Origin of the sequence: Arthrobacter sp. PAMC25284 (assembly GCF_019443425.1) — a bacterium.
Lineage (GTDB): Bacteria > Actinomycetota > Actinomycetes > Actinomycetales > Micrococcaceae > Arthrobacter > Arthrobacter oryzae_A.
The window spans coordinates 3,652,520-3,674,288 of record NZ_CP080382.1 but is presented as its reverse complement, the minus strand read 5'-3'; the positions used below and the strand labels follow the sequence as shown (position 1 = coordinate 3,674,288).

The following is a 21,769-nucleotide window of genomic DNA, read 5'->3' as shown; positions in this document are numbered from 1 at the left end:
ATCTAACAAGCTTCCGGTCCACCGAGAGGATCGTCGTGTCGACCAACCACTTGAATTGGGCAGGCAACCAGACCTACAGCGCCGAGAAGATCTTTGAACCGGCGACCGTCGACGAGGTGCAGGGCCTGGTCGCTCGATGGCCACGCGTCCGGGCGCTCGGTACCCGGCATTCGTTCAATGACATCGCGGATACTTCTGGCGCGTTGATCTCCCTGGCTGGCCTTAACCCGGATATCAGGATCGACCCGACAGCGATGACCGCCAGCGTCACCGGGGGAACCCGTTTCGGAGTACTGATCAGCGAGCTGCAGTCGCAAGGGTTTGCCCTGCACAACACCGGCTCACTGCCGCATATCTCGGTGGCGGGTGCCACAGCGACAGGGACGCATGGCTCCGGTGACGGCAACGGAATTCTGTCCACTGCGATCTCGGCGGTGGAGCTGTTAACGGCGGACGGCTCAGTGGTCAAAATCGACCGGTCCAGCGGGCAGCTATCCGCGATCGCCGTCGGCCTCGGTGCGTTCGGGATCATTATCCGTGTCACCGTCGACATTGAACCGACTTACCTTGTGCGCCAGGATGTCTACCGCTACGCGCCGTGGGAGACCGTCCTCGAGCGACTGGACGAGGTCATGGCCAGCGCATACAGCGTCAGCCTCCTCGCGGACTTCGCGAGCCCCACCGTGCTGCAGGTCTGGCTCAAGACCCGGCTAGGCGAGGGTAGGCATCCCGAGCTGGCCCCCACCCTGTTCGGCGGGACGTGGTACGACGACTCGGAAGAGCCCGCGCCGGATAATGTGAATCAACGTGCCAGCGTGCCGGGGCCCGTGGTCGGAACGGATGCCGCACTTCCGCCTTGACCGGCAACCCTCCAACGGCGGTGATGAGTTGCAGAGCGAGTATTACGTCGGCCGCGAGTACGGCGTGCAGGCGCTGGAGGTGCTCCGAACTTTGGGAGCGCAGATCTCCCCGCACCTGCTGATCTCCGAGATCCGCACGGCAGCAGCAGACTCTTTGTGGCTCAGCCCGGCCTACGAGCGGGACGTTCTGTGTATCGGCTTCACGTGGGCCAAGCACCCCGCGGAAGTGGCGGCGCTGCTGCCCGTGATCGAGGACGCACTCGCGCCATTCGCGCCACGGCAGCATTGGGGCAAACTCTTCCATTTCGGCGCTGACGTCATCGGCCAGCGGTTTCCTCGCCTCACCGATTTTAAGGCCGTTCGCAGACACTACGACCCGCAAGGGAAGTTCTGGAACCCTTTCCTCGAAAGCACGCTTGGGACGCCGTAAGGGCGACAGAAGGTCCTAAGTGTTACGGGCGACCAGATCTCCGGCCCCGGAGATGCCACCCGAGTTACATCATGGTCGAACGGTGGGATTGGCGTGCGGCCGCTACATGACTCCGGACGGGGCCGCGGGCTCCCCCACCCTCGACCAGATGAGGACAGCAGCGGACGCCGGCTGATCGGCGGGAGGTCGACGCCGGACCGCGGACAGGTTTTCACCTCTGCCAGCGAGACGTCCCGGCCACGTCGCGGAGTGCGGTAAGCGCGGCGTGGATGAGGCGGGCCCGGTCAGGGTGGCTTTTGGTAAAGGCGACGATGCGCCGGCCAACCGATGGGTTGGCCAGAGGCCGGATTGTGAGATTGTCGGGCAGACCCGTGAGGGCGATAAGGGGAAGGACCGTGATGCCAAGGCCCGCGGCGGCGAGGCTTACGGCGGCGTGATGGTCATCAAGGCGAGCCACATATCGGGGTGTGAATCCTGCGGTGAGGCAGGCCCGGGCAATGATTCTCCCCGTTGGACCGTCGTTGATGTCGTGATCGATCCACGGTTGGTCCCGCAACTCGAGCATGTCAACGACGTCGTGGGCGGCCAAAGGATGCTCTGCAGGCAGGACCAGCCATAGCTCCTCGTCGGTGAGGACATGCCGGTGGTGCCCGTGGAGGTGGAGGGGGTCCGCATCGAGGGCTTCATTGCGTATGTCGATATCCGCTTGCCGCCGCCCGCCAGCCGGGTGAAGTTCGGTAATGCTGATCTCCACCACCGCCGCGGGCGCAACGGACCGGAGAACCGTCACGACGTGCGGCATCCAGGCTTGGGCGACGGACGCGAAGCATGCAAAAGTGATCCGCTCGGCCCGGCCCTGGCGCAGGTCCATCACCGTACGCTCGAGGCGTTCCATATCAGCCAGGGCATGGGCACTTTCTTCCGCGAGATGGAGAGCGGCAGGAGTGGCGTCAATGCCCCGGCCGTTCTTCTCGAACAGCACCAGGCCAGTCTCCCGCGCGAGAACACGCAGGTGTTGGCTCACTGTGGCCGGCGCGAGATGCAGACTGCTCGCTGCTCCGTGGACGGAGCCGGCAGCGATGACGGCACGCAGAATGACGAGGCGGTGAAGGTCAAGCACCTGCCAACTGTACGGTAATGCCTGCCAATTGTGCGCTAACACTTGCTTGTGCCGACGCTTACCCGGTGTCACAGTGGAAATGCACCGGGGTGATCACGACGACTCCACACCAATCTGAGTGCACTTCCTGATCCACCCCTCGTTTGAGGATTCCGACGCAGGCCGCCGACAACCGAAGGCGTCCCTCCGCGCTGTACAGAAAGGCCCGATGCCATGAACGCATCAAATTACTTCGCCCTGTTGGGTGTGGCCGTCGTCCTGGCTGTAACGCCCGGCCCCGACACTCTGCTGACTCTGCAGTATGCCTTGCGTAAGCAACGCGCCGGCGTCCTCGCCGCCCTCGGTACCACGACCGGGATCTTCGTCTGGGCGGGCCTGGTGGCCGCAGGCGTCGCTGCATTCCTGCAGGACTCGCCGGTGACATTCCACTCCCTGCGGGTCCTGGGTGGGGCCTACCTCTTCTACCTCGGCTTCCGGGCATTTGCGTCCCGTCACCGTGCCCCGGCCCAAACCCCTTCCGCCCCAGCCAGCGTGCCCGTCGGCGCACGTGTCGCTGCTCCCGAAGGGTCCGGGGCCTCGGGGCCCACAACACCGTCCAACACACCAGACGAGTTCGATTCCAGCGAGCCGAAACCCAACCCGGCAGCACGGTCACCATTCCTGGCGGGCCTGCTGTGCTGCCTCACCAATCCGAAGACTGGTCTGTTCTTCCTGGCCCTGATCCCTCAATTCACGCCCGCCAACGCTGGCGCCCTCTACGTCATCGTCGTCGTGGGAGGTACAGTCGCGGCGATCATCGGGGCCTATCTCCTGCTCATCACCATGGGAGCACGCACGGCCAGCGTCTGGCTCAACCGCCCGGCAGTCACGAGGAGCATAGAACGGATCTCAGGGGCAGTGTTCATCCTCCTGGGACTCATGACGATCATCCCCGTCGTCTCGGTGGTGCTCTAATCCCCGCTTGCGCCCTCCTCCAGTTCACTCGCTTACTCACACGGTAACCCGGCACCTCGGGACAGGAAGTCCCGCGCGTGATCTGGGTTTTCGGGCGCCGGCCGGTCCCTGGGGGTGTCCCCGGGCGCTACGGGAACGCGCCAAGCACAGCGCCGACGATGGTACAACCTGCGAGGTGGTAGCCGGCGGTGATCGCGGCAAAGAGGTACGGCTTGGGGGTGTGGGGAGTCAGTGCGTTGGTGAGGGTTGCGGCTCCGATCGCGAGGCCGATGCCCGCCCCGACGGCGGCTGAGCCTGGGATGCCATGCGGTTCGATCAGGGCTGCGAAGACGGCGACGATGAGGGTGCTCAGAAAGGCACCGATGAACGGAACGATGTAATACGGGATGGGGAAGCGGCCGTCGCCGGCTGAACGGTCATAGCCGATGGAGCGATCCCAGGGGCGATGCACGAAGGCAGGCCTGGTCTTTCGCAGGGAAACGCGCTCGTTCGGCATCGATTGCAGCCTTGGGAATCTCGGCCCGGATCGCATGCACGGCGAACAGGATCTCGTCGGAGGTCAACTCGTAGGGATGCCCGGCAAGGAGATCGAACTGGAGTGCCGCCACGGTGGGTTTGACGGCGTTTGTCGGCGGAACCGCAGGCGCGTCGATTGAGACGTACTGGTCGGTGAGTTGGTCTCTACCCCCGGGTGAGGAGGTACACCAGCAGATCGTGGACTTTCCCGCCATCACTTTGAGCATCGAAGCAGGCGACGTTCCCGCTGCCTTCGTTGCGACGACTGTCCGGCCCCAAGCCTGGTCCCGGGTGATCCGGGGGCGCGGCTCGGTCTTCGCGATCCGCTTGCGGCCCGCGGGTCTCGCTGTCCTGTCGGATCTCGATCCGACCCTGCTGGCGCACGAGCAGGAAATCTCGCCACACCTGGACGCGGGACTTCACGAAGTTTTGAGTCTCATCGCGGGCGCACCCACGACGACCGATCGTTCCCGGCGCGCTGACGAATTGATCCGGGACGCGCTGCGTGACCGACCGATAGGTCGCGCCCAGGTTCTCGCGAACGCGGCGGTGGAGGCGCTCACCGCTGCGCCCCGGGTGCGCCCGGGCGGCGCGGTCGCGGCGGAGTTGGGAGTGAGTGAGCGCATTCTGCAACGAGCTCTGCGTGCAACAGTTGGAATCGGACCGAACGACGTTGCCCGCCGCATCCGACTCCAGGAAGTCGTCCGGCGCCTCTCAGCCCCGGCCACGGGCATCGCAGCCATCGCGGCAGAACTCGGGTACGCGGACCAGGCGCACCTGATCACCGAGTTCCGCACCGTGTCGGGATCGACGCCCGGCCGCTATATGCGCAGGGTGCAGGCCTCGAACGTTCAGCTGCAGAGCCTCGCGACCTTGAGCGCGCCGCAGAATGACGCCTAGGGCGGAGCCACGCGAGTGACCCGCCCGGCAGAGCTGCTGTCAGTGTGTGCTGGTGCGGCGGCGGAGCTCGCCGACGACATCATGCACTTCCCCGTCCATGATGACCTTGCCGTGTTCGAGCAGGACACCGCGCTCACACACCGTGGCGACCAGGTCGAGGTCGTGGCTGACGACGAACAGGGTCTTGCCCTTCGCGGAGAGCTCTTTGATCTTCGCGATGCACTTCCGCTGGAACGGTTCGTCGCCCACGGCGAGGATCTCGTCGATCAGGAAGACTTCCGGATCAGTGTGCACGGCGATGGAGAATGCCAGCCGCAGGTACATGCCCGAGGAATAGAACTTGACCTCGGTATCAATGAACTCACCGATTTCCGAGAACTCGACGATAGAGTCGAATTTCTCGTCGATCTGCTTCTCCGTCATCCCGAGAATCGCGCCGTTCAGGTACACGTTGTCCCGGCCGCTGAGGTCGTGGTGGAAGCCGGCGCCGACTTCGATCAGCCCGGCCACCCGCCCGCGGGTGCGCACGCTCCCGCCGTCGGGCTGCAGGACTCCCGAAATCAACTTCAGCAGGGTGGACTTGCCCGAGCCGTTGAGGCCAAGCAGCGCAACGGTCTCGCCCTGTTTGACCTCAAGGTCAACGTCCTGCAGAGCCAGAAACTTCTTGGAAAGATCGCCCTTGCGGCCCTTCACGAGCCAGACGAGGGCTTCCTTGAGGGAACGGGTGTGCCGCAGGACGAACTGCTTCCGGACACCCGTGCAGCTGATCGCCACCTGGCCTTGCAGGGTCATCTCAAAGCTCCTGTGCAAAGTGGACGGCAAGGCGGCGGAACGTCAACTGTCCCAGGAACAGAATGCCGAGCGTGATGATCATGGCGACCGGCAGCCAGAGCCCGAAGAGATCCGGCGGGATCGCCTGGGCCACGGCCTGATCGGTATTGAGCGTCGGCTCCCAGAAGGACCAGTGGAAGACTTCGACGGCGACCGTCATCGGGTTCAGCTGGTAGACCCAGAACCACGGACCCATGACCCGCTCCACCATCGACCAGACGTAGAGCACCGGCGAGGCCCACGTGACGACCATGACGATCATGTCCACGATGTTTTCGGAGTCGCGGAAGTAGACGTTCATCGCCCCGAACAGCAGGCCCAGTCCTGTCGCCAGGACAGCCACCATCAGGAACACCAGAATGATGGCCAGCAGCTGGAAGACCGTTGGGGTCCAGCCCACCAGCAGGCAGGCCCCGACCAGGACAACGAGCTGCGGAAAGAAATGGGCCGCCGAAACCCACACGGTTGCGACCGGGAACAGCTCCCGCGGCAGGTAAATCTTCCGGATGAGGTCGCGGTTATCGACAATCGAGCGCGTGGCGTTCGACAGCGACTCGGTGAAGAAATTCACCAGGACGATGCCCGCGAAGAGGTAGATGGCGTAATTGGGTGTACCGCGCTGCAGGTTCAGGAAAATACCGAGGGCAACGTAGTAGATCAGGAACTGTACGAGCGGCTTCACATAGGACCAGAGCAGGCCCAGTACGGAGCCGCGGTAACGGACCTTGATTTCTTTACGGACCAGCAGCTTCAGGAGGAACCTGTCGCCGTAAACATCAAGGAGGCCGCGGCCGCTTCCGGGAGTGTTCAGTTGGTCGGCTTGACCGGCCATCTAGCTGCCGTCCCGGGAAGACGCCTCAAACGTCTTCTTCCAGGCCTCGATCGAGCTGATCTCGGCCACGGCGCTGCGGTACTGCTCGGCGAGGGTGTCCCACTCCCGGAACAGCCGCAGGTGCAGCGCAGTGGCTTCGGTCAGCATCGACTTGAGCTTCTTCGGGTCCCGCTGGTACCAGGACGCGCCCGTGCCCTCTGCATTGGAGACAACCACACTGTCGTAGTGCGCCACCCGGAACCAGCGGTTGTCGCGGTGCGCCAGGTACGCCTGTGGCCGCTCGGCGCTCTCGGGTCCCGGGGCCTTGATCAGCTGCCGGGCCACCGTCTTGATCCCCCACGGGATCAGGTCCTTCTTCCGGGGCATCCCGACGACGGCCCCGCCCATGGGGCCGCGGCCCAGCTTCGGCGCGGGGAAGTCGTTGACGTCTTCCTTCAGCTGGGCATCCGGATACTCGGCCTTCAGCGCGTTGATTTCCGGCAGCTTGGTGGCAAGGACCTGGTGCAGGTCCCCCGGGCCTTTAAGGATGTCCTTGAGGGCCTCGATCCGGCCATGTTCGGTGAAGTACTGCATGGACACGAGATGCTTGACGTCGGCCTGCACGGATTCGCGCAGCACCCGGCCGCCCTTCGGGTACGGGCTGTGGATCAGCGTGGCAATCAGCCGGTTGCGCTCGTGGAAGTACGCCTGCCAGCCGACGAGGTCATCCTTGTCGATCCATGAGACATGCCAGACGGCAGCACCGGGCAGCGAGACCGTGGCGAAGCCGGCTTCGCGGGCGCGCAGCCCGTATTCGGCGTCGTCCCACTTGATGAACAGCGGAAGGGACAGCCCGATTTCCCGGATCACCTTCGTCGGGATCAGGCACATCCACCAGCCGTTGTAGTCCACATCGACCCGGCGGTGCAGCCAGGCCGTCTGCCGGAGATTCGCGACGCTGAAGTCGTGCCGGACCTCCATGTCCGCGTGCGGTGCCGCCGGCACGAACCGGTACGGATCGACGACTTCACCGAAGGTGTGCAGGATGCTGCGGTTGTAGAGGTCGAACATGTGGCCGCCGACGATGGTCGGGGTCCGGCAGTGGTCGGCGAAGGTCAGCAGCCGGGCGATGCTCTCGGGTTCGACGACGATGTCGTCATCCAGGAGCAGGGCGTAGTCGCTGCCGTTCTCGACCGCTTCGTACATGCCGCGGGCGAAGCCGCCCGAGCCGCCGAGGTTGGCCTGGTTGATGATCCGGAGTTTCCCGCCGAGGGCGGCGCGGACCTCCGCGAACCCTTCCTCATCCTCGACCTTCTGCGTGCCCTGGTCCACGATCAGGATTTCCTTGACGTTTTGAAGGACGTCGGGATTCGCGGCCAGGATGCGGGCGTTGTTGAGACAGAAGTCCGGCTTGTTCATCGTGGTGATTTCCAGGGTGACCTGGCCGGGGGTTTCGGGGGCCGCCGCCGCCGGTGGTTTCCCACTGCGCGTTCTCCAGCACCAGCTCCTCGGAGCTGGCCGCCAGATCGAACCAGTACCAGCCGCCGTCGCCGAACGGCTTCAGGCTCAGCTCGAAGACCGACGTGGTGGTGCCGTCAACGTGCCGGCCGTCAACGCGCTGGACCGAGCCGCGGGCATTCGACTTGTAGACCGTGACAGTGCCGGTCCCGCGGGTGCTGGCCACGAGGCGGATATCCCGCACGGAGGTCCAGCGGCGCCAGTAGCTGGCCGGGAAGGCGTTGAAGTAGGTTCCGAAGGAGATCTGCTCTCCGGAACGGACCCGCATGGAGTGCCGGCCCAGGAGGTCCTCGAAGTGCGCTGCCTGTCCGCCCGAGCTGAACATTTGAAGTTTTTCTTCGGGGAGTTTCGGAGTGCGGGCCAGCTCATCGTTCTCGCGAAGCCGGATGCCGCTGGCTGTCCCGGCGTCGACGTAGAGCGGAACGGTGTCCGTCTGGTCTGCCGAGGGCAGGATGACGCGCTGAATCGTTGTCCAGCCGGTTGTCGTTTCGGCGGCGCTCATGCGTCCACTCCTCCGCTTTCGATCGTGGCGCCGCTCTCGAAGTGCGGGCGGATCTTGTTGTCGAACATGGCCAGGGCGGAGCCGATCGCCATGTGCATATCCAGGTACTTGTAGGTGCCCAGGCGTCCGCCGAAGAGGACGTCCCGTTCTGCAGCCGCCAGGTCGCGGTACTTGAGCAGGCGATCGCGGTCAGCGGCGGTGTTAATGGGGTAGTAGGGCTCGTCGCCCTTCTCCGCCGCGCGGGAGAACTCGCGCATGATGACGGTTTTCTCCGTCTGGTAGTCCCGTTCCGGGTGGAAGTGGCGCGGTTCGATGATGCGGGTGTACGGGACGTCGGCGTCGTTGTAGTTCACTACTGACGTTCCCTGGAAATCGCCGACCTCGAGCACTTCCTGCTCAAAGTCGATGGTCCGCCAGGAAAGGTCGCCCTCGGCATAGTCGAAGTACCGGTCCACAGGACCGGTGTAGACGACCGGAATCGTGCCGACGACCTTGTCTTTGCTGTATTCGTGCGACTCATCAAAGAAGTCCGTGTTAAGCCGGACTTCGATGTTCGGGTGCTCCGCCATCTTCTCGATCCAGGCCGTATAGCCGTTGGTCGGGAGACCCTCGTACTTGTCGTTGAAGTACCGGTTGTCGTAGTTGTACCGGACCGGGAGGCGGGAGATGATCCCGGCCGGCAGGTCTTTGGGGTCCGTCTGCCACTGTTTGCCGGTGTAGTGCTTGATGAACGCCTCGTACAGCGGGCGTCCGATGAGCTGGATGCCCTTGTCATTGAGGTTCTGCGGATCAGTGCCGGCCAGTTCGCCGGACTGTTCCCGGATCAGCTCCTGGGCCTGGCCGGGGGTCAGGTTGGCCCGGAAGAACTGGTTGATCGTGGCGAGGTTGATCGGCAGCGAGTAGACCTCGCCCTTGTGGACGCCATACACCTTGTGCACGTAGTTGGTGAACGTCGTAAACCGGTTCACGTACTCCCACACGCGGTCGTTGGAGGTGTGGAAGAGGTGCGCACCGTAACGGTGGACCTCGATGCCGGTCTGCTCTTCCTTTTGGCTGTAGGCGTTGCCACCAATGTGGTGGCGGCGGTCGATGACGACGACCTTCAAGCCCAGCTCAGTGGCGGCCTGTTCTGCGATTGTCAGGCCAAAGAAGCCCGACCCTACGATGACAAGGTCAGCGGTCACAAACTCTCCTGATTCGAATGCGGGCAGCGCAATGTTGCGCATTGTCTGCTGCACCAGCGTACCCGAGCCGTTATCCGAATCAGTGATCGGGGCCCGAAAGCAAGAGACCGGGACGGCGGCGGCAGGCCGGGGAAGCGGGCCGTTTCGCGCCCCCTGCCGCGCCGGTTATCCACATGGACCCTTTTCCGTGGGCGGCCAGGCGATGCCTCTCCCTAGGCTCGGACACAGACGACGCCGCGCGAGAGGACTCCCCCGAACATGCTGCATTGCACGCTGGTCCCGGCCCCGGGTTCGCGGCTGGCCCACGAACCGGTCGAACTCGCCATCGATGCGCCGCCGGGCCTGGCCGGACGGCATTTGCAGGCGGCCCTCACCCGGCGCTACGGAACGGGCGGACTGTTCATCCAGGGTTTGCGCCTCACTTCCCTGGTGGTCGGCGAACGTCCCTTGATCAACGGGGCCATCCTCGTCGACGGTTTATCCGGGATTCCGCGTCCGACGGCGGCCGGCGCATCTGCCGCCGCGGCGTTGGCGCTCGCGGTGCACGGCGGCCCCCGCCGCCGGCACGATCTTCGCCCTGCACCGCGGGCAGTTCCGGATCGGACGCAGCGGGACGGACATCGTGATCCCGGATGCCGGGCTTTCCCGGGAGCACGCGCGGCTGGATGTTTCAGAGTCGTCCGTGACCCTGGCCGACCTGGGCAGCGCGAATGGAACCTTTGTGGACGGGCTGCGGGTCCGGTCGTGTTCGGTGACCACCGCGTCGGTGATCCGTTGCGGGGACTCAACGATGTCACTGGGCTTCGGCACCGGTACGGACCGGTACGGACCGGAGGAGACCGGGCTGGGGGATGCCGGCGGCACAGTCGACGAACCGATAGTGGTCCGTAACGGAGTCACCCCCGTCAGCCCGGCAGCCCTGATCCTGACGGCGGCCCTGCCGCTGCTGGCCGGAGTCGGACTCGCCGTCTTCACCGGGATGTGGATGTTTCTGGCCTTTACCGCCGTCTCCGCGGTCTCGATCCTGGCACCGGCAGTATCCGGCCGCCGTCAGCGCCGCGAACTCCGGGAGGCCGTCGCCGCTGCCGCGCAGCAGGACCGGCAACGGCGACGCAGGTCCGCGCCGTCCGCAGCGGACCTGGCCGCCCACGCAATAGCCGGGGACCCCCCACCGGAGCCGCCCGCCAGCCGGTCCGGCCCCGTTTGGTTGCGACTCGGGCTGGCAGAACAGCCGGCGAATCTCCGGCTGGAACCGCCTCGCAGCGGGTTTGTACCGCCTGCCCTCGGCCTGGTCCCGCTGGTCTTGGACCCGTCGGCTGCGCTGGTCACGATCCGCGGTCCCCACCAGGCCGTGCAGGGGCTGGTCCGGTCCCTCGTCATCCAGCTCGCCGGCTACCCGCTGGCCCGGCGCACCCGCGTCCTCGTGCATGGCAGCGCTGAGACGCTCCCGTTCCCGGCACGTTTCCTGCCGGGAGTGTCACTGTCGGCGGAGCCGGCAGAGACGGCTGCGTCGCTGGCAGCCGGTCCCGGGGAGGGGTTCGACGACGGCCTGCTGATCATCCTGGACCCCGGCGGCACCGCACCGTCGGGCTCCACGGGCCGGGGCGGCCGACCGGACGGGCCGTTGACGGACCCCCAGCTGCCCGCGGCGCCTGACCCGCCGCTCCAGCGCCCATGCGATGCCGCCGCCGTGCTTCGTGCCGCGGCGGCCGGCCATGGCTGGAGGGTGATCGATTGCGCCCCCGTCCCCGGGCCCGGGGACGGCACTGCGATCCGTCTCGGCGAGCGCTGTGGCCGGCTGATCACCGGTCCCGTCTCTGTCCGCTTCATTCCCGACGTGGTACCCGGTCCGGTGTTCGACAAATGCTGCCGCGGCCTCGCCGCCAGAGAGAGCACCCGACAGGCGCAGCCGTCCGCTGTTCCCGACGTGTGTGTGCTCGCCGACGTTCTGCCGCTTGAGGAGACTCACATTGCGCGGCGCTGGAGCTGGGCGCACCAAACACCAGGGCTCTCTGTCCCGGTCGGCGCCGGCGTCCGCGGCCCCGTGCTCCTGGACCTGCAGACGGACGGCCCGCACCTCCTGGTGGCGGGCACAACGGGATCCGGGAAGTCCGAATTTCTGCGCACCCTGGCAGCGGGCCTCGCGGCCGGCTATCCCCCGGAACGCGTCAACCTCCTCTTTATCGACTTTAAGGGCGGCTCCGGCCTCGGGCCGTTGACCGGGCTGCCGCACTGCGTTGGCATGCTCACCGATCTGAACGCAAACGGCGTCGGGCGGGCCCTGGTTTCGCTTCGGGCTGAGGTCAGGCGCCGTGAACAACTGCTCGCGGCCGCACAGGCGCCCGACCTCGCGGCGTACGAGTCATTGGCGCTGCCCGGCCCGCCGCTGCCGCATCTCGTCATTGTGATTGATGAGTTCCGGATGCTGGTGGAGGACGCACCCGCTGCGCTCACGGAACTCATGCGGATAGCGGCGATCGGACGATCGCTGGGGGTTCACCTTGTGATGGCCACCCAGCGCCCGCAAGGGGCCGTGACCGCCGATATCCGCGCCAACGTCACCAGTTGCGTCGTCCTGCGGGTCCAGTCCGACCCGGAGTCGATCGATGTGATGAATTCCCGGCTTGCTGCCGGTATTCCGCGGGACCGGCCCGGGCGCGCTTACCTGACCCGTGGAAACGAGGCTCCGGAGGAGTTCCAGACAGCGACGATGGCCGCTGCGGCCGCCCCTGCGGCTGAGGCTGACCCCGCGATCAGCGTGGACACCGCCCGGGAGGTCCTGACAGGCCCGCGGGCCGCGGCCGTGACCGTTACCGACAGCTGGCACGGAGCCAGCGTGTGCGGGCAACCCGCAGAGCGGACCCCGGCCGAGGCCGCGACGCCCCTGGTAGAAGCAACGGTCCGGCTGTGGACAGCCCGCGGCGGTGCCCCGCCCCACCATCCCGTGGCAGATCCGCTTCCCGCCCTGCTGCCGTATCCGCACCCGGCCGGACCTGATACATGGCCGCTCCTCGCCGGGCCGGCAGCCGCGCCCGACGCACCGCCTGAACCGAATGAACCGAATGATCCGCCCGACACGGTCCGCCTCGGGCGGGTGGATCTTCCTGAAGAGCAGCGGGTGGCCGGGCTGCGCTGGAGTCCCCGGCGGCACGGGCACCTCGGGCTGGTCGGCGGGGCGGCGGGGGCGGCCGACGCGGCTCTGGCACTGACCGTCGCGCAGTTGCTGTCCGGGCCGGTGGAGTTCCACGTGTACATTCTTGATGCCGCGGGCCGTTTCGGCGCGGCAGCAGCCTGTCCGCGTACCGGCGCCGTGGCCGGCCTGGCGGAGCTCCGCCGGGCGGTGAGAGTGCTCGAACGCCTTGCCTGCGAAATGACCCGGCGCGTTGCGGGGCCGCAATCCCAAGACGCTCCTCCCCTTGTCCTGGTCATTGGCGGCTGGGGATCCTGGGTATCGGCGTTCCGGTCCGGCCCACTGTCCTGGGCCGAAGACCTTGTCCTCGACATAGTCCGCGACGGTTCCCGTGCCGGACTCACCGTCGTGATGTCCGGAGAACGCGAGCTTGTCACGTCGAGGTTTTTTGCGGCCATCCCCAACCGGGCGTTCCTGCCCGTGGGCTCAACCGACGAGGGCCGCCTCGCCTGGCCCCGGTTGCCGGAGCTGGAACCGGTGCCGGGCCGGGTAGCCGTTTTCGGGGCGTTTGTGGAGAGCGCGGCGGCCACCGGGCATGCGGGCCAGCTGTTCGAACCGGTGGCCCCGGCCGCCGGGCACTGGGCCGCCGTGCCCGTCCGCGTCAGGCCGTTCCGGATCGAGGCACTGCCTGCGCTTGTTACGGTGGCGGAGCTAAGGAAGCGCAACGGCACCCCGGCTCCGGGCAGCACCGCAGCAGCGGACCCGGACCCGGTGGCTCCCGGAACTGCCCCGGAAGAGAGCTCCGGGGGTCAGCCGGATTCGTCAGCGCTGCCGCAACGGCCATCCTCCCATCGGCTGTTGTGCGTCGGGGTGGGAGGAGACGAGCTGATGCCGGCGCGGGTTTCGGTTCCGGCAGGCAGCGTCTCCGCCGTCCTCGGCGGGGCCGGGGCCGGCAAGAGCACGTTCCTGGCGGTTCTCCCGGACCTGAACCCGGCCGTCGGCTTCTTGCGGCCGCCGAAGGACGGCACAGACCCGGAACACTATTGGTCAGAGCTGCATGCGATGGCGCTCGCCGGGACACTGGACCGCACCGCTATCCTGCTGGCTGATGACCTGGACCAGCAGTCTGAACACACCAATGCGCTGCTGCTCACTCTGAACAGCCTCGGTTGGGCGGTCATTTTCACCGCCGGGTATGCCGCCTCCCTCCAGCAACGGGTGCCTCTGGCCCTGAACGCCCGCAGCCAGGGCCGGGGCATTCTGATCCGGCCGAGGACCCTCATGGACGGGGACCTGTTCGGAATCCGGTTCGAACAAGAAGCCAGTCCGCCTCCGGGACGGGCCCTCGTCGTTTCGGAGGGCCGCGCGAAAGCCGTGCAGCTCGCCGGGCCGGAAGGGCTCCGGACCGGTTAGCCGCCCCTGCTCTCATAGGCAGGCGGGCGGTGCTGCGCAGTATCTACAATGCGGGCGGGGCGTCGCCAACGCGGGAGGTGTAGGCGACGACCCGTTTGTCGAACAAGAGCACAATCGCGGCGGCAGCCGGCACCAGCATTGCCGCACCGGCAGCGGCATAGCCTCCAGTGGCCGTCGGGAACCCGATGGTCAGGACGAGAAGCTGGGCCACGAGGGCCCCGGCCCTCGGCCAGCGGTAGCCGCGGAGCAGAAAGCGGGCGACGGCAAACAGCCAGGTGGAAAGCGCAAGCAGCAGGGCCAGGGTGAAGACAGCGCCCCAGAAGGAGAGCACGGGCGCCCCGGTCACCAGCTGCCAGCCGTACCAGCCTGCCGCCAGCAGGAGCGCGGCGGCCTCAAGCGCCACGATAGCCGCAATGACGACGATTCCGCCGGGCCGTACCGGCTGATCGCCAGCCCCGCCGTTTCCCGGGCCGGCCTGCCCGTCGCCGGTCGACGCGGCAGAGTCTTCATTGGAATTTTCGGGGGAATCAGACGGGTTCAAAGGGGGTCTTGACACACTGGCACCCTACCGGACATAGTCGTCTACTTGTGAGGTCTTCGCCATCCTGTGTGATGCATCGCTCACGATTTTAGGGCATTTCGACGCCTCCTACCCCTTGTTTACACAGCGTTAACATGACACGCTTATTCGAGATGATCGAGGGGGCCTACAGGGCCCTTTTCTTATGAAGCCTCTAGTGAATAATTTCACAAGGCATTTAACGCATTCCCAGAATTGGAGCAACTGATCAGCATGGATTGGCGTAACCGCGCAGCGTGCCTCGAAAAGGACCCGGAGTTGTTTTTCCCCGTTGGGAACACCGGGCCCGCCCTTCTGCAGATTGAGGAAGCCAAGAGCGTCTGCCGGCGCTGCCCCGTGGTGGACACCTGCCTGCAGTGGGCGCTGGAATCCGGCCAGGATGCCGGGGTCTGGGGCGGAATGAGCGAAGATGAACGCCGTGCCCTGAAGCGCCGCGCGGCCCGGGCCCGCCGGGCCTCCTGATCTTCGCCGGCGGAACGCCACCCACCTGTGGGGCAGAACGGGCCATCCGATAGCAGCTAACGACGGGAAGGGCCGCAGACCGAATTGGTCTGCGGCCCTTCCCGTTTAACGCTCCCGGAAGCCCGCCTCCAGGCACGATCCGCATACCGGTCTCAACCAGCAGCCATCTCCCGCACGGCCCGGCAATCCGGATTGGCTTAGCGGGTTGCCAGGCTGAGGACGATCTGGACAGCGGTACCGCCGCCCTCCCTGGCCGTCCACCGGATGGTTCCGCCCAGTTCGCTTGTTACCAGGGTCCGGACAATCTGCAGTCCCAGACCCTCCGCATACGGCGATTCGGGCAAGCCGATGCCGTCGTCTTCCACGGTGACGGTCAGGAGTTCCTCGGCGTCGTCGTTTTCAGAACGGTCGGCGAGCAGCCGGACGGTTCCGGCGCGCCCCGCCAGCCCGTGCTCAACGGCGTTGGTCACGAGTTCGTTGATCACCAGGGCCAGTGGCGTGGCAAAGTCGCTGGGGAGCTCACCGAACAATCCGGACCGCTGGGTCTTGACCTGCTGCGACCCGGAGGCCACCTCGGCAGAAAGCCTGAACTGGCGGCCAATGAGTTCATCGAAGTCAACGCTCTGGGCCAGGCCCTGGGACAGGGTCTCGTGCACCAGCGCGATGGTGGCCACCCGCCGCATGGCCTGTTCCAGCCCCTGTTTGGCCTCATCGCTGACCATCCGGCGGGACTGCATCCGCAACAGCGCCGCCACGGTCTGAAGATTATTCTTCACCCGGTGATGGATCTCACGGATCGTCGCGTCCTTCGTGACGAGTTCCTGTTCCCTGCGCCGCAGCTCCGACACGTCGCGGCACAGGACCAGGGCCCCAAACCGCTGCTGTTCATCGCGCAACGGGATGGCCCGCAGCGACAGGCTGACTCCGCGTGATTCGATTTCACTGCGCCACGGCATCCGGCCGGTGACGACGAGCGGCAGGGTCTCGTCGACCATTCGCCGGTCCTTCAGGAGCCCGGCCGTCACCTCCGCGAGGGACCGGCCCTCCAGCGATTCGCCGTCGCCGAGGCGGCGGAAAGCGGAGACACCATTGGGGCTGGCGTACTGCACGATTCCCTCGGCGTCCAGCCTGATCAGGCCGTCTCCCACCCGGGGCGCACCGCGGCGGGACCCGGTCGGTGAGGCGAAATCCGGCCACAGGCCCAGTGTTCCCATCCGCAGCAGATCGTAGGCGCACTGGCGGTAGGTGAGCTCGAGCCGCGATGGCATCCGCGAGCTGGAGAGGTCCATGTGCGTGGTGACGATCGCGAGGGTCTGGCCGTTGCGGACCATCGGCACAGCCTCGACCCGCAGGGCCATGTCGCTGCTCCAATTCGTTTCGTTGGAGCGCTCAATGGTGCGGTTCTCCCAGGCCTTGTTGACCAGTGGCAGCAGGTCCGACCGGATCCCCTCCCCCACGAAATCGGAGTGGAACACCGTATGCGTGGTGGAGGGCCGGACGTGGGCCAGCGCCACATATCCGAGCTCCGGGTGCGGGAACCACAGCGCCAGGTCGGCGAAGGCGAGGTCGGCGACCATCTGCCAGTCGCCGACCAGGAGGTGCAGCCACTCGGCATCCCCCGGCCCGAAATCAGCATGCTCCCTGATAGGGTCCGTAAAGATTGCCACAGCACCTCCATTGACGACGCGGAAGTTTCCTAGCGCCGGACGATTGACCTCAAGAGCCTCAATGCTACCGACAGTGAGGCCATGTCATCCGCTTCGAGGGCGTTTACTTCGTCGAACATGCTCTTGGCCCGGCTGAGTTGTTCCACGTTCTGGCTCTCCCATTCCGCCAGCCTTTCCTCCGCCGGGGCGCCCGCCGCCGTGCACTGCAGCACGGCCGACGTCATATCCGAGATCGTGGAGTACAGGTCGTCGCGGAGGGCCGCGCGGGCCAATGCCTGCCAGCGGTCCTCGCGCGGCAAGGTGGTAATCCGCTCGAGCAGGGAATCGGCGTGGAAACGGTTGAACACCGTGTAATACACGCGGGCTATATCTTCGACCGGTTCGGCGCTTTCCTGGACAATCCGGGCGACGTCAAGGAGCACGTAGGACTCGAACAGTTCCGCCCAGCGGTGCGCGAGGTCCTCGGGCAGGCCCCAGCTCCGGCCCCTGTCGAGGTATTCGTTGACCCGGGCGCGGTCATCCCCGCGCAGGTAGTCCAGCAGCCGGGACCGCATGGGGTCCATCAGGGGCTTGAATTCCGCCACGATCTCGCCGATGGACCGGGACGTGTAGCCCTGGACGATGACCCAGCGGACGGCGCGGTCCAGGAGCCGGCGGATGTCCAGGTGGACGGCGCTCCAGTGCTCGGTCGGGAATGACGCCGGCAGCTCGTTGAGTTCGGCGACCATAACGTCCAGTTCGTAGACATCACGGAGCGCGATAAACGCCTTCGCGAGCGCAGCCTCGGTGGCTGAGGTCTCCTCGATGGCCCGGAATGCGAACGTGATGCCGCCGAGGTTGATCATGTCATTGGCCACGATGGTCGCGATGATTTCCCGGCGCAGCGGGTGCGTGTCCAGTTCGGCGTCGAACCGTTCCCGCAGCTGCTGCGGGAAATAGGGCCCGGAGCGTCGCCCGGAACCAGGGATCATCGGCCAGATCGCTCTCACGCAATGCCGTCGTCAGCTCGATCTTGGCGTAGGCGGCCAGGACCGAGAGTTCCGGGGAGGTCAGCCCCTGGCCCAGTGCCAACCGTTCACGCAGCGTGGCGGTGCTGGGCAGCGCCTCGAGGTCGCGCTTAAGCCCGGCGTACTTGTCCAGCCAGTCCATGAGGCGCTCGTAGCTGGGGCTCCATTCGGCAACCCTCATCCTGTCATTGAGCAACAGGATGTTCTGGTCGATGTTGTCTTCGAGGACCAGCCGGCCGACTTCGTCGGTCATGGAGGCCAGGAACTGCGACCGTTCGGCCGTATCCAGCTTGCCCGCCGCCACCATCCGGTCGACGAAGATCTTGATGTTGACCTCGTGGTCGGAGCAGTCGACGCCGGCGGAGTTGTCGATCGCGTCCGTGTTGAGAATGACACCCTGCAGCGCCGCCTCGATGCGTCCGCGCTGCGTCATGCCGAGATTGCCGCCCTCGCCGACGACCTTGACGCGCAATTCGTTGCCGTCAACCCGGATGGAGTCGTTGGCTTTGTCGCCGACTTCAGCGTTCGACTCTGTACTGGCCTTGACATAGGTGCCGATGCCGCCGTTGTAGAGCAGATCGGCGGGGGCGAGCAGAATTGCGCGCAGGAGTTCCGGCGGGCTCAGCTGGGTGGTTCCGTCCGGCAGTCCCAGCGCTGCCCGGATCTGGCCGGAGACGGGGATGGACTTGGCGTGGCGGGCGAACACGCCGCCGCCTTCGCTGATCAGCGACTTGTCGTAGTCGTCCCATGAGGACCGCGGCAGCTCGAAGAGCCGCTGCCGCTCGGTGAAGGAAACCGCCTCGTCGGGGCTGGGGTCGAGGAAGATGTGCCGGTGGTCAAACGCCGCGAGCAGCCTGATGTGCTTCGAGAGAAGCATGCCGTTTCCGAAGACATCGCCGGACATATCGCCGACGCCCACGACGGTGAAGGGCTCGGTCTGGGTGTCGACGTCCAGTTCGCTGAAGTGGCGCTTTACCGATTCCCACGCGCCGCGGGCGGTGATGCCCATCGCCTTGTGGTCGTAGCCCACCGACCCGCCGGATGCGAAGGCATCGCCGAGCCAGAAGCCGTAGTCGGCGGCCAGGGAGTTGGCGATGTCGGAGAACGAGGCCGTGCCCTTATCGGCAGCGACGACCAGGTAGGAATCGTCGTCGTCATGGCGGACGACGTCGGAGGGCGGCACGAGAGTCTCGTCCCCGCCGGTCGCGACCAGGTTGTCGGTGATGTCCAGGAGACCGCTGATGAAGGTCTTGTAGCTTTCGATGCCCTCGGCCATCCAGGCGCCCCGGTCGGCGGCCGGGTCCGGCAGCTGCTTCGCGTAGAACCCGCCCTTGGCCCCGGTAGGAACGATCACCGCGTTCTTGACGGTCTGGGGCCTTGACGAGGCCGAGGATCTCGGTGCGGAAGTCCTCCCTCCGGTCCGACCAGCGGAGCCCGCCGCGGGCGACCTTGCCGAAGCGCAGGTGCACTCCCTCGACCCGGGGAGAGTAGACCCAAATCTCATACACCGGACGCGGGAACGGCAGCCCCTCGATGCCTGCCGGATCAAGTTTGAAGCTGAGGTGAGTCTTGTTCTGGAAGTAGTTGGTCCGCAGAGTCGCCTGGATGAGGTTGGAAAATGTCCGCAGAATCCGGTCGGCGTCCAGGGTTGCGACCTGCTCAATGGCGGCGTCCAGCCCAACAAGCACTGCGTCCTGGCGTACGCCGCGGTCTGCGTCGTCAATGGCGGGGTCAAAGCGGGCCTCGAACAGTGCGGCCAGCGCACGGGTCACGTCCGGGTTCGCCAGCAACGTGTCGGCCAGGAATCCGAAGGAGTTGGTATTGCCCATCTGGCGCATGTATTTGGCATAGGCGCGCAGCACAACGACCTGACGCCAGTGCATGCCTTCACGGAGCACCAGCCTGTCAAAACTGTCCGACTCGACCATCCCGGTCACGGCGGCGCCGAACGACTCCGCCAGCAGCGCTCCGGTGGCGAGGGGCTCGATCCCGGCCGGGTACTTCAGCCCCAGGTCGTACAGGAAGAAGTCGCGGCCGTCCGCGGTCTGGATCTCGAACGGGCGTTCATCCAGAACCTCAAGGCCCAGGTTGTGGAAGTACGGCAGGATCTGGCTGAGGCTCTTGGGTTCCAGCATGTAGAGCTTGACGCGTGCGTCCTCTTCCAGTGTTGCTCCGGCGCCCACCGGCAGGTAGACGTGCACGCCCGGTTTATCCGCCACGCCGTCCCCGGCACGTTCTGCCGCAGCACCGTATTTTTCGAACCGATCGATATCCTCGAGGGCGTCCTCGACCTCGTAGTCCACGCGGTAGCCGGCGGGGAAGGCCTCGGCCCACAGCGAGGCCAGCTCTGCCGCCCTGTCTGCACCGTAAGTCCCGGTCTTTGCCTGCAGGACCTCGGCGATGCCCTCGCTCCAGGAACGTGCCGCCCGGACCAGTCGCTTCTCCAGCTCCTGGGCGTTGACGTCGCTGACATCCGCGTCTTTCGGCAGCCGGATGCGGAAGAACAGCCGGGCCAGGGCGGATTCGGTCATCCGCGCCTCGAAGTCGATGGTGACGGCGTCGAAGGTCTCCCGCAGTTCCTGTTCGATGCGCAGCCGCACGTTGGTGGTGTAGCGGTCGCGGGGCAGGTATACAACGGCGGACATGAACCGGCCGTAGGTGTCCGGCCGGAGGAACAACCGCGTCCGGCGGCGCTCCTGCAGCCGCTGGATGCCCGTGACGGTGGCAGCCAGGTCCGGGATTTCGATCTGGAAAAGCTCATCGCGCGGGTACGTTTCCAGAATGCCCAGCAAGTCCTTGCCCGAGTGCGAATCCGGCGGGAATCCGGCGTCCCGCAGCACGGCGGCTACTTTCTCCCGGACAACCGGGATGTCCCGGACGGAACCGGAGTAGGCGCTGGTGGCCAGCAGACCAATGAAGCGGCGTTCGCCATTGACGTTGCCGGCAGCGTCGAAGCTCTTAACGCCGATGTAGTCAAGGTAAGCCGGCCGGTGCACGGTGGAACGGGAGTTGGCTTTAGTGATGACCAGGGCCCGTTTCTCGCGCGCTTTTTTGCGTCCGGCCTCGGTCAGGTGATGGATCTGGCGCTTATCGGCGTGCCGGAGCAGGCCCAGGCCGCTCTCATCGCGCAGGGCCAGGACGTCCTCGCCCGCGTCATTCGTGAGGTCGTAGGCGCGGTAGCCGAGAAAAGTGAAATTACCATCGTCCATCCAGCGCAACAGGTCCGAGGCCTGCCGGACTTCCGCGATTTGGTCGGGGTGGACCACCTTCTCCAGTTCGCTGGCGATCTCGAGGGCCTTGAACCGCATCTTTTGCCAGTCCTCGACTGCGGCACGGACGTCGCCGAGCACACGGCTGATCCCTTCGGTCAGCTCCTTGCGCGCTTCGTCGTCCACAGCGTCGATTTCGACGGCGATCCAGGATTCCATGTGCGAGGCGTTGTCACCCTGGGCAATCAAGGCGGACAGGTTGGGCATGGCCGCGGTGTCACCGCTGGAGATGCCGAGGTGGGAGGGAACCCGGGCGACTTTTACCAGCGTTCCGGTTTCGCGGTTTCGGGTGACAACAAAGAGGGGGTGCAGGACGAGATGGATCGGGGCATTCTGCCGCACGAGCTCGGCGTTGACCGAGTCGACCAGGAAGGGCATGTCATCGGTGACGATGTAAACGACGCTGCAGTCCGGCTCATCGACGATGGAAACCTTGGCCGTACCCGGGTGCCGCTGGGCGGCCAGCCGATAGTGCATCCCGGCACGGGCGGACAGGACGTCCGTGGCATAGGAGCGGGCGTCTTCCTCTGCGAGGTGCTCGTAGTAGTCACCGAGGTAGCCGTCGCCGGCACCCACCGAGACTGTTTGATCATCCACGCTGGACTCAGACGACAT

14 protein-coding genes and 2 pseudogenes are annotated in these 21,769 nt (G+C 65.9%); 6 read left to right on the top strand and 10 right to left on the bottom strand.

The genetic code is table 11. From position 1 onward, the window contains the following. Positions 1–35 precede the first annotated feature (35 nt). Together KY499_RS16930 and KY499_RS18410 are read left to right on the top strand one after the other, a co-directional pair. Positions 36–860 carry an FAD-binding protein gene (locus KY499_RS16930; protein WP_258190847.1) on the top strand — a complete coding sequence of 275 codons (825 nt, stop codon included), beginning with the start codon at positions 36–38 and terminating at the stop codon, positions 858–860. Next, positions 841–1,290, top strand: a complete 450-nt coding sequence (locus KY499_RS18410; protein ID WP_258190846.1) for a D-arabinono-1,4-lactone oxidase — start codon at positions 841–843, stop codon at positions 1,288–1,290. Before KY499_RS16930 ends, KY499_RS18410 begins: the two co-directional genes overlap by 20 nt. A 211-nt stretch (positions 1,291–1,501) precedes the next feature. Here KY499_RS18410 and KY499_RS16925 read toward each other — a convergent pair whose 3' ends face one another. Next, positions 1,502–2,410: a LysR family transcriptional regulator gene (locus KY499_RS16925; RefSeq protein WP_219885891.1), complete on the bottom strand. Its 909-nt coding sequence runs from the start codon at positions 2,408–2,410 to the stop codon at positions 1,502–1,504. Between the two features lie 213 nt (positions 2,411–2,623). Here KY499_RS16925 and KY499_RS16920 point away from each other — a divergent pair, with 213 nt between their 5' ends. Further along, positions 2,624–3,364, top strand: a complete 741-nt coding sequence (locus KY499_RS16920; RefSeq protein WP_219885890.1) for a LysE family translocator — start codon at positions 2,624–2,626, stop codon at positions 3,362–3,364. A gap of 127 nt (positions 3,365–3,491) precedes the next feature. On the opposite strand, the gene KY499_RS16915 is transcribed toward KY499_RS16920, so the two are convergent. Together KY499_RS16915 and KY499_RS16910 are read right to left on the bottom strand one after the other, a co-directional pair. Then, on the bottom strand, positions 3,492–3,860 hold the full coding sequence (locus KY499_RS16915; RefSeq protein WP_219885889.1) for a DUF1761 domain-containing protein: 369 nt from the start codon (positions 3,858–3,860) through the stop codon (positions 3,492–3,494). Beyond that, positions 3,781–4,095: a DUF6157 family protein gene (locus KY499_RS16910; protein ID WP_219887059.1), complete on the bottom strand. Its 315-nt coding sequence runs from the start codon at positions 4,093–4,095 to the stop codon at positions 3,781–3,783. The genes KY499_RS16915 and KY499_RS16910 overlap by 80 nt, the downstream gene beginning before the upstream one ends. Here KY499_RS16910 and KY499_RS16905 point away from each other — a divergent pair. Beyond that, the gene (locus tag KY499_RS16905; RefSeq protein WP_258190845.1) at positions 4,079–4,780 is read left to right on the top strand and encodes a helix-turn-helix transcriptional regulator; all 702 of its coding nucleotides are present in this window, start codon (positions 4,079–4,081) and stop codon (positions 4,778–4,780) included. The two genes, KY499_RS16910 and KY499_RS16905, sit on opposite strands and share 17 nt — an antisense overlap. Before the next feature lie 39 nt (positions 4,781–4,819). On the opposite strand, the gene KY499_RS16900 is transcribed toward KY499_RS16905, so the two are convergent. From KY499_RS16900 to glf, 4 genes and pseudogenes are all read right to left on the bottom strand, one after another. Next, positions 4,820–5,572 carry an ABC transporter ATP-binding protein gene (locus KY499_RS16900; RefSeq protein WP_219885887.1) on the bottom strand — a complete coding sequence of 251 codons (753 nt, stop codon included), beginning with the start codon at positions 5,570–5,572 and terminating at the stop codon, positions 4,820–4,822. A 1-nt stretch (position 5,573) separates the two neighbouring features. Then, a complete protein-coding gene (locus tag KY499_RS16895; protein WP_123254913.1) occupies positions 5,574–6,443 on the bottom strand; it encodes an ABC transporter permease in 870 nt (289 codons plus the stop codon). Then, positions 6,444–8,442: pseudogene (locus KY499_RS16890) on the bottom strand (glycosyltransferase). Further along, entirely contained in the window at positions 8,439–9,626 is a 1,188-nt protein-coding gene (gene glf / locus KY499_RS16885) for a UDP-galactopyranose mutase (protein ID WP_219885886.1), read from the bottom strand. The pseudogene KY499_RS16890 and the gene glf overlap by 4 nt, the downstream one beginning before the upstream one ends. Positions 9,627–10,140: 514 nt before the next feature. Between glf and KY499_RS16880 the strand changes: the two genes are divergently transcribed. Next, entirely contained in the window at positions 10,141–14,169 is a 4,029-nt protein-coding gene (locus tag KY499_RS16880) for an FtsK/SpoIIIE domain-containing protein (RefSeq protein ID WP_219887058.1), read from the top strand. A gap of 43 nt (positions 14,170–14,212) precedes the next feature. Here the strand turns inward: KY499_RS16880 and KY499_RS16875 are convergent, their stop codons facing one another. Continuing rightward, positions 14,213–14,725, bottom strand: a complete 513-nt coding sequence (locus KY499_RS16875) for a hypothetical protein (protein WP_308813059.1) — start codon at positions 14,723–14,725, stop codon at positions 14,213–14,215. Between the two features lie 237 nt (positions 14,726–14,962). Between KY499_RS16875 and KY499_RS16870 the strand changes: the two genes are divergently transcribed. After that, positions 14,963–15,211 carry a WhiB family transcriptional regulator gene (locus KY499_RS16870; protein ID WP_015937605.1) on the top strand — a complete coding sequence of 83 codons (249 nt, stop codon included), beginning with the start codon at positions 14,963–14,965 and terminating at the stop codon, positions 15,209–15,211. 197 nt (positions 15,212–15,408) lie between these two features. Here the strand turns inward: KY499_RS16870 and KY499_RS16865 are convergent, their stop codons facing one another. Both KY499_RS16865 and KY499_RS16860 read right to left on the bottom strand, forming a co-directional pair. Further along, positions 15,409–16,878: a sensor histidine kinase gene (locus tag KY499_RS16865; RefSeq protein WP_123254909.1), complete on the bottom strand. Its 1,470-nt coding sequence runs from the start codon at positions 16,876–16,878 to the stop codon at positions 15,409–15,411. Positions 16,879–16,907: 29 nt separating this feature from the next. Further along, a pseudogene (locus tag KY499_RS16860) lies at positions 16,908–21,769 on the bottom strand (NAD-glutamate dehydrogenase).

Coding starts and splice junctions, on each gene's coding strand:
- KY499_RS16920 (WP_219885890.1), top strand. CDS start 2,624: ATGAACGCATCAAATTACTTCGCCCTGTTGGGTGTGGCCGTCGTCCTG.
- KY499_RS16895 (WP_123254913.1), bottom strand. CDS start 6,443: ATGGCCGGTCAAGCCGACCAACTGAACACTCCCGGAAGCGGCCGCGGC.
- KY499_RS16910 (WP_219887059.1), bottom strand. CDS start 4,095: ATGGCGGGAAAGTCCACGATCTGCTGGTGTACCTCCTCACCCGGGGGT.
- KY499_RS16900 (WP_219885887.1), bottom strand. CDS start 5,572: ATGACCCTGCAAGGCCAGGTGGCGATCAGCTGCACGGGTGTCCGGAAG.
- KY499_RS16870 (WP_015937605.1), top strand. CDS start 14,963: ATGGATTGGCGTAACCGCGCAGCGTGCCTCGAAAAGGACCCGGAGTTG.
- KY499_RS18410 (WP_258190846.1), top strand. CDS start 841: ATGCCGCACTTCCGCCTTGACCGGCAACCCTCCAACGGCGGTGATGAG.
- KY499_RS16915 (WP_219885889.1), bottom strand. CDS start 3,860: ATGCCGAACGAGCGCGTTTCCCTGCGAAAGACCAGGCCTGCCTTCGTG.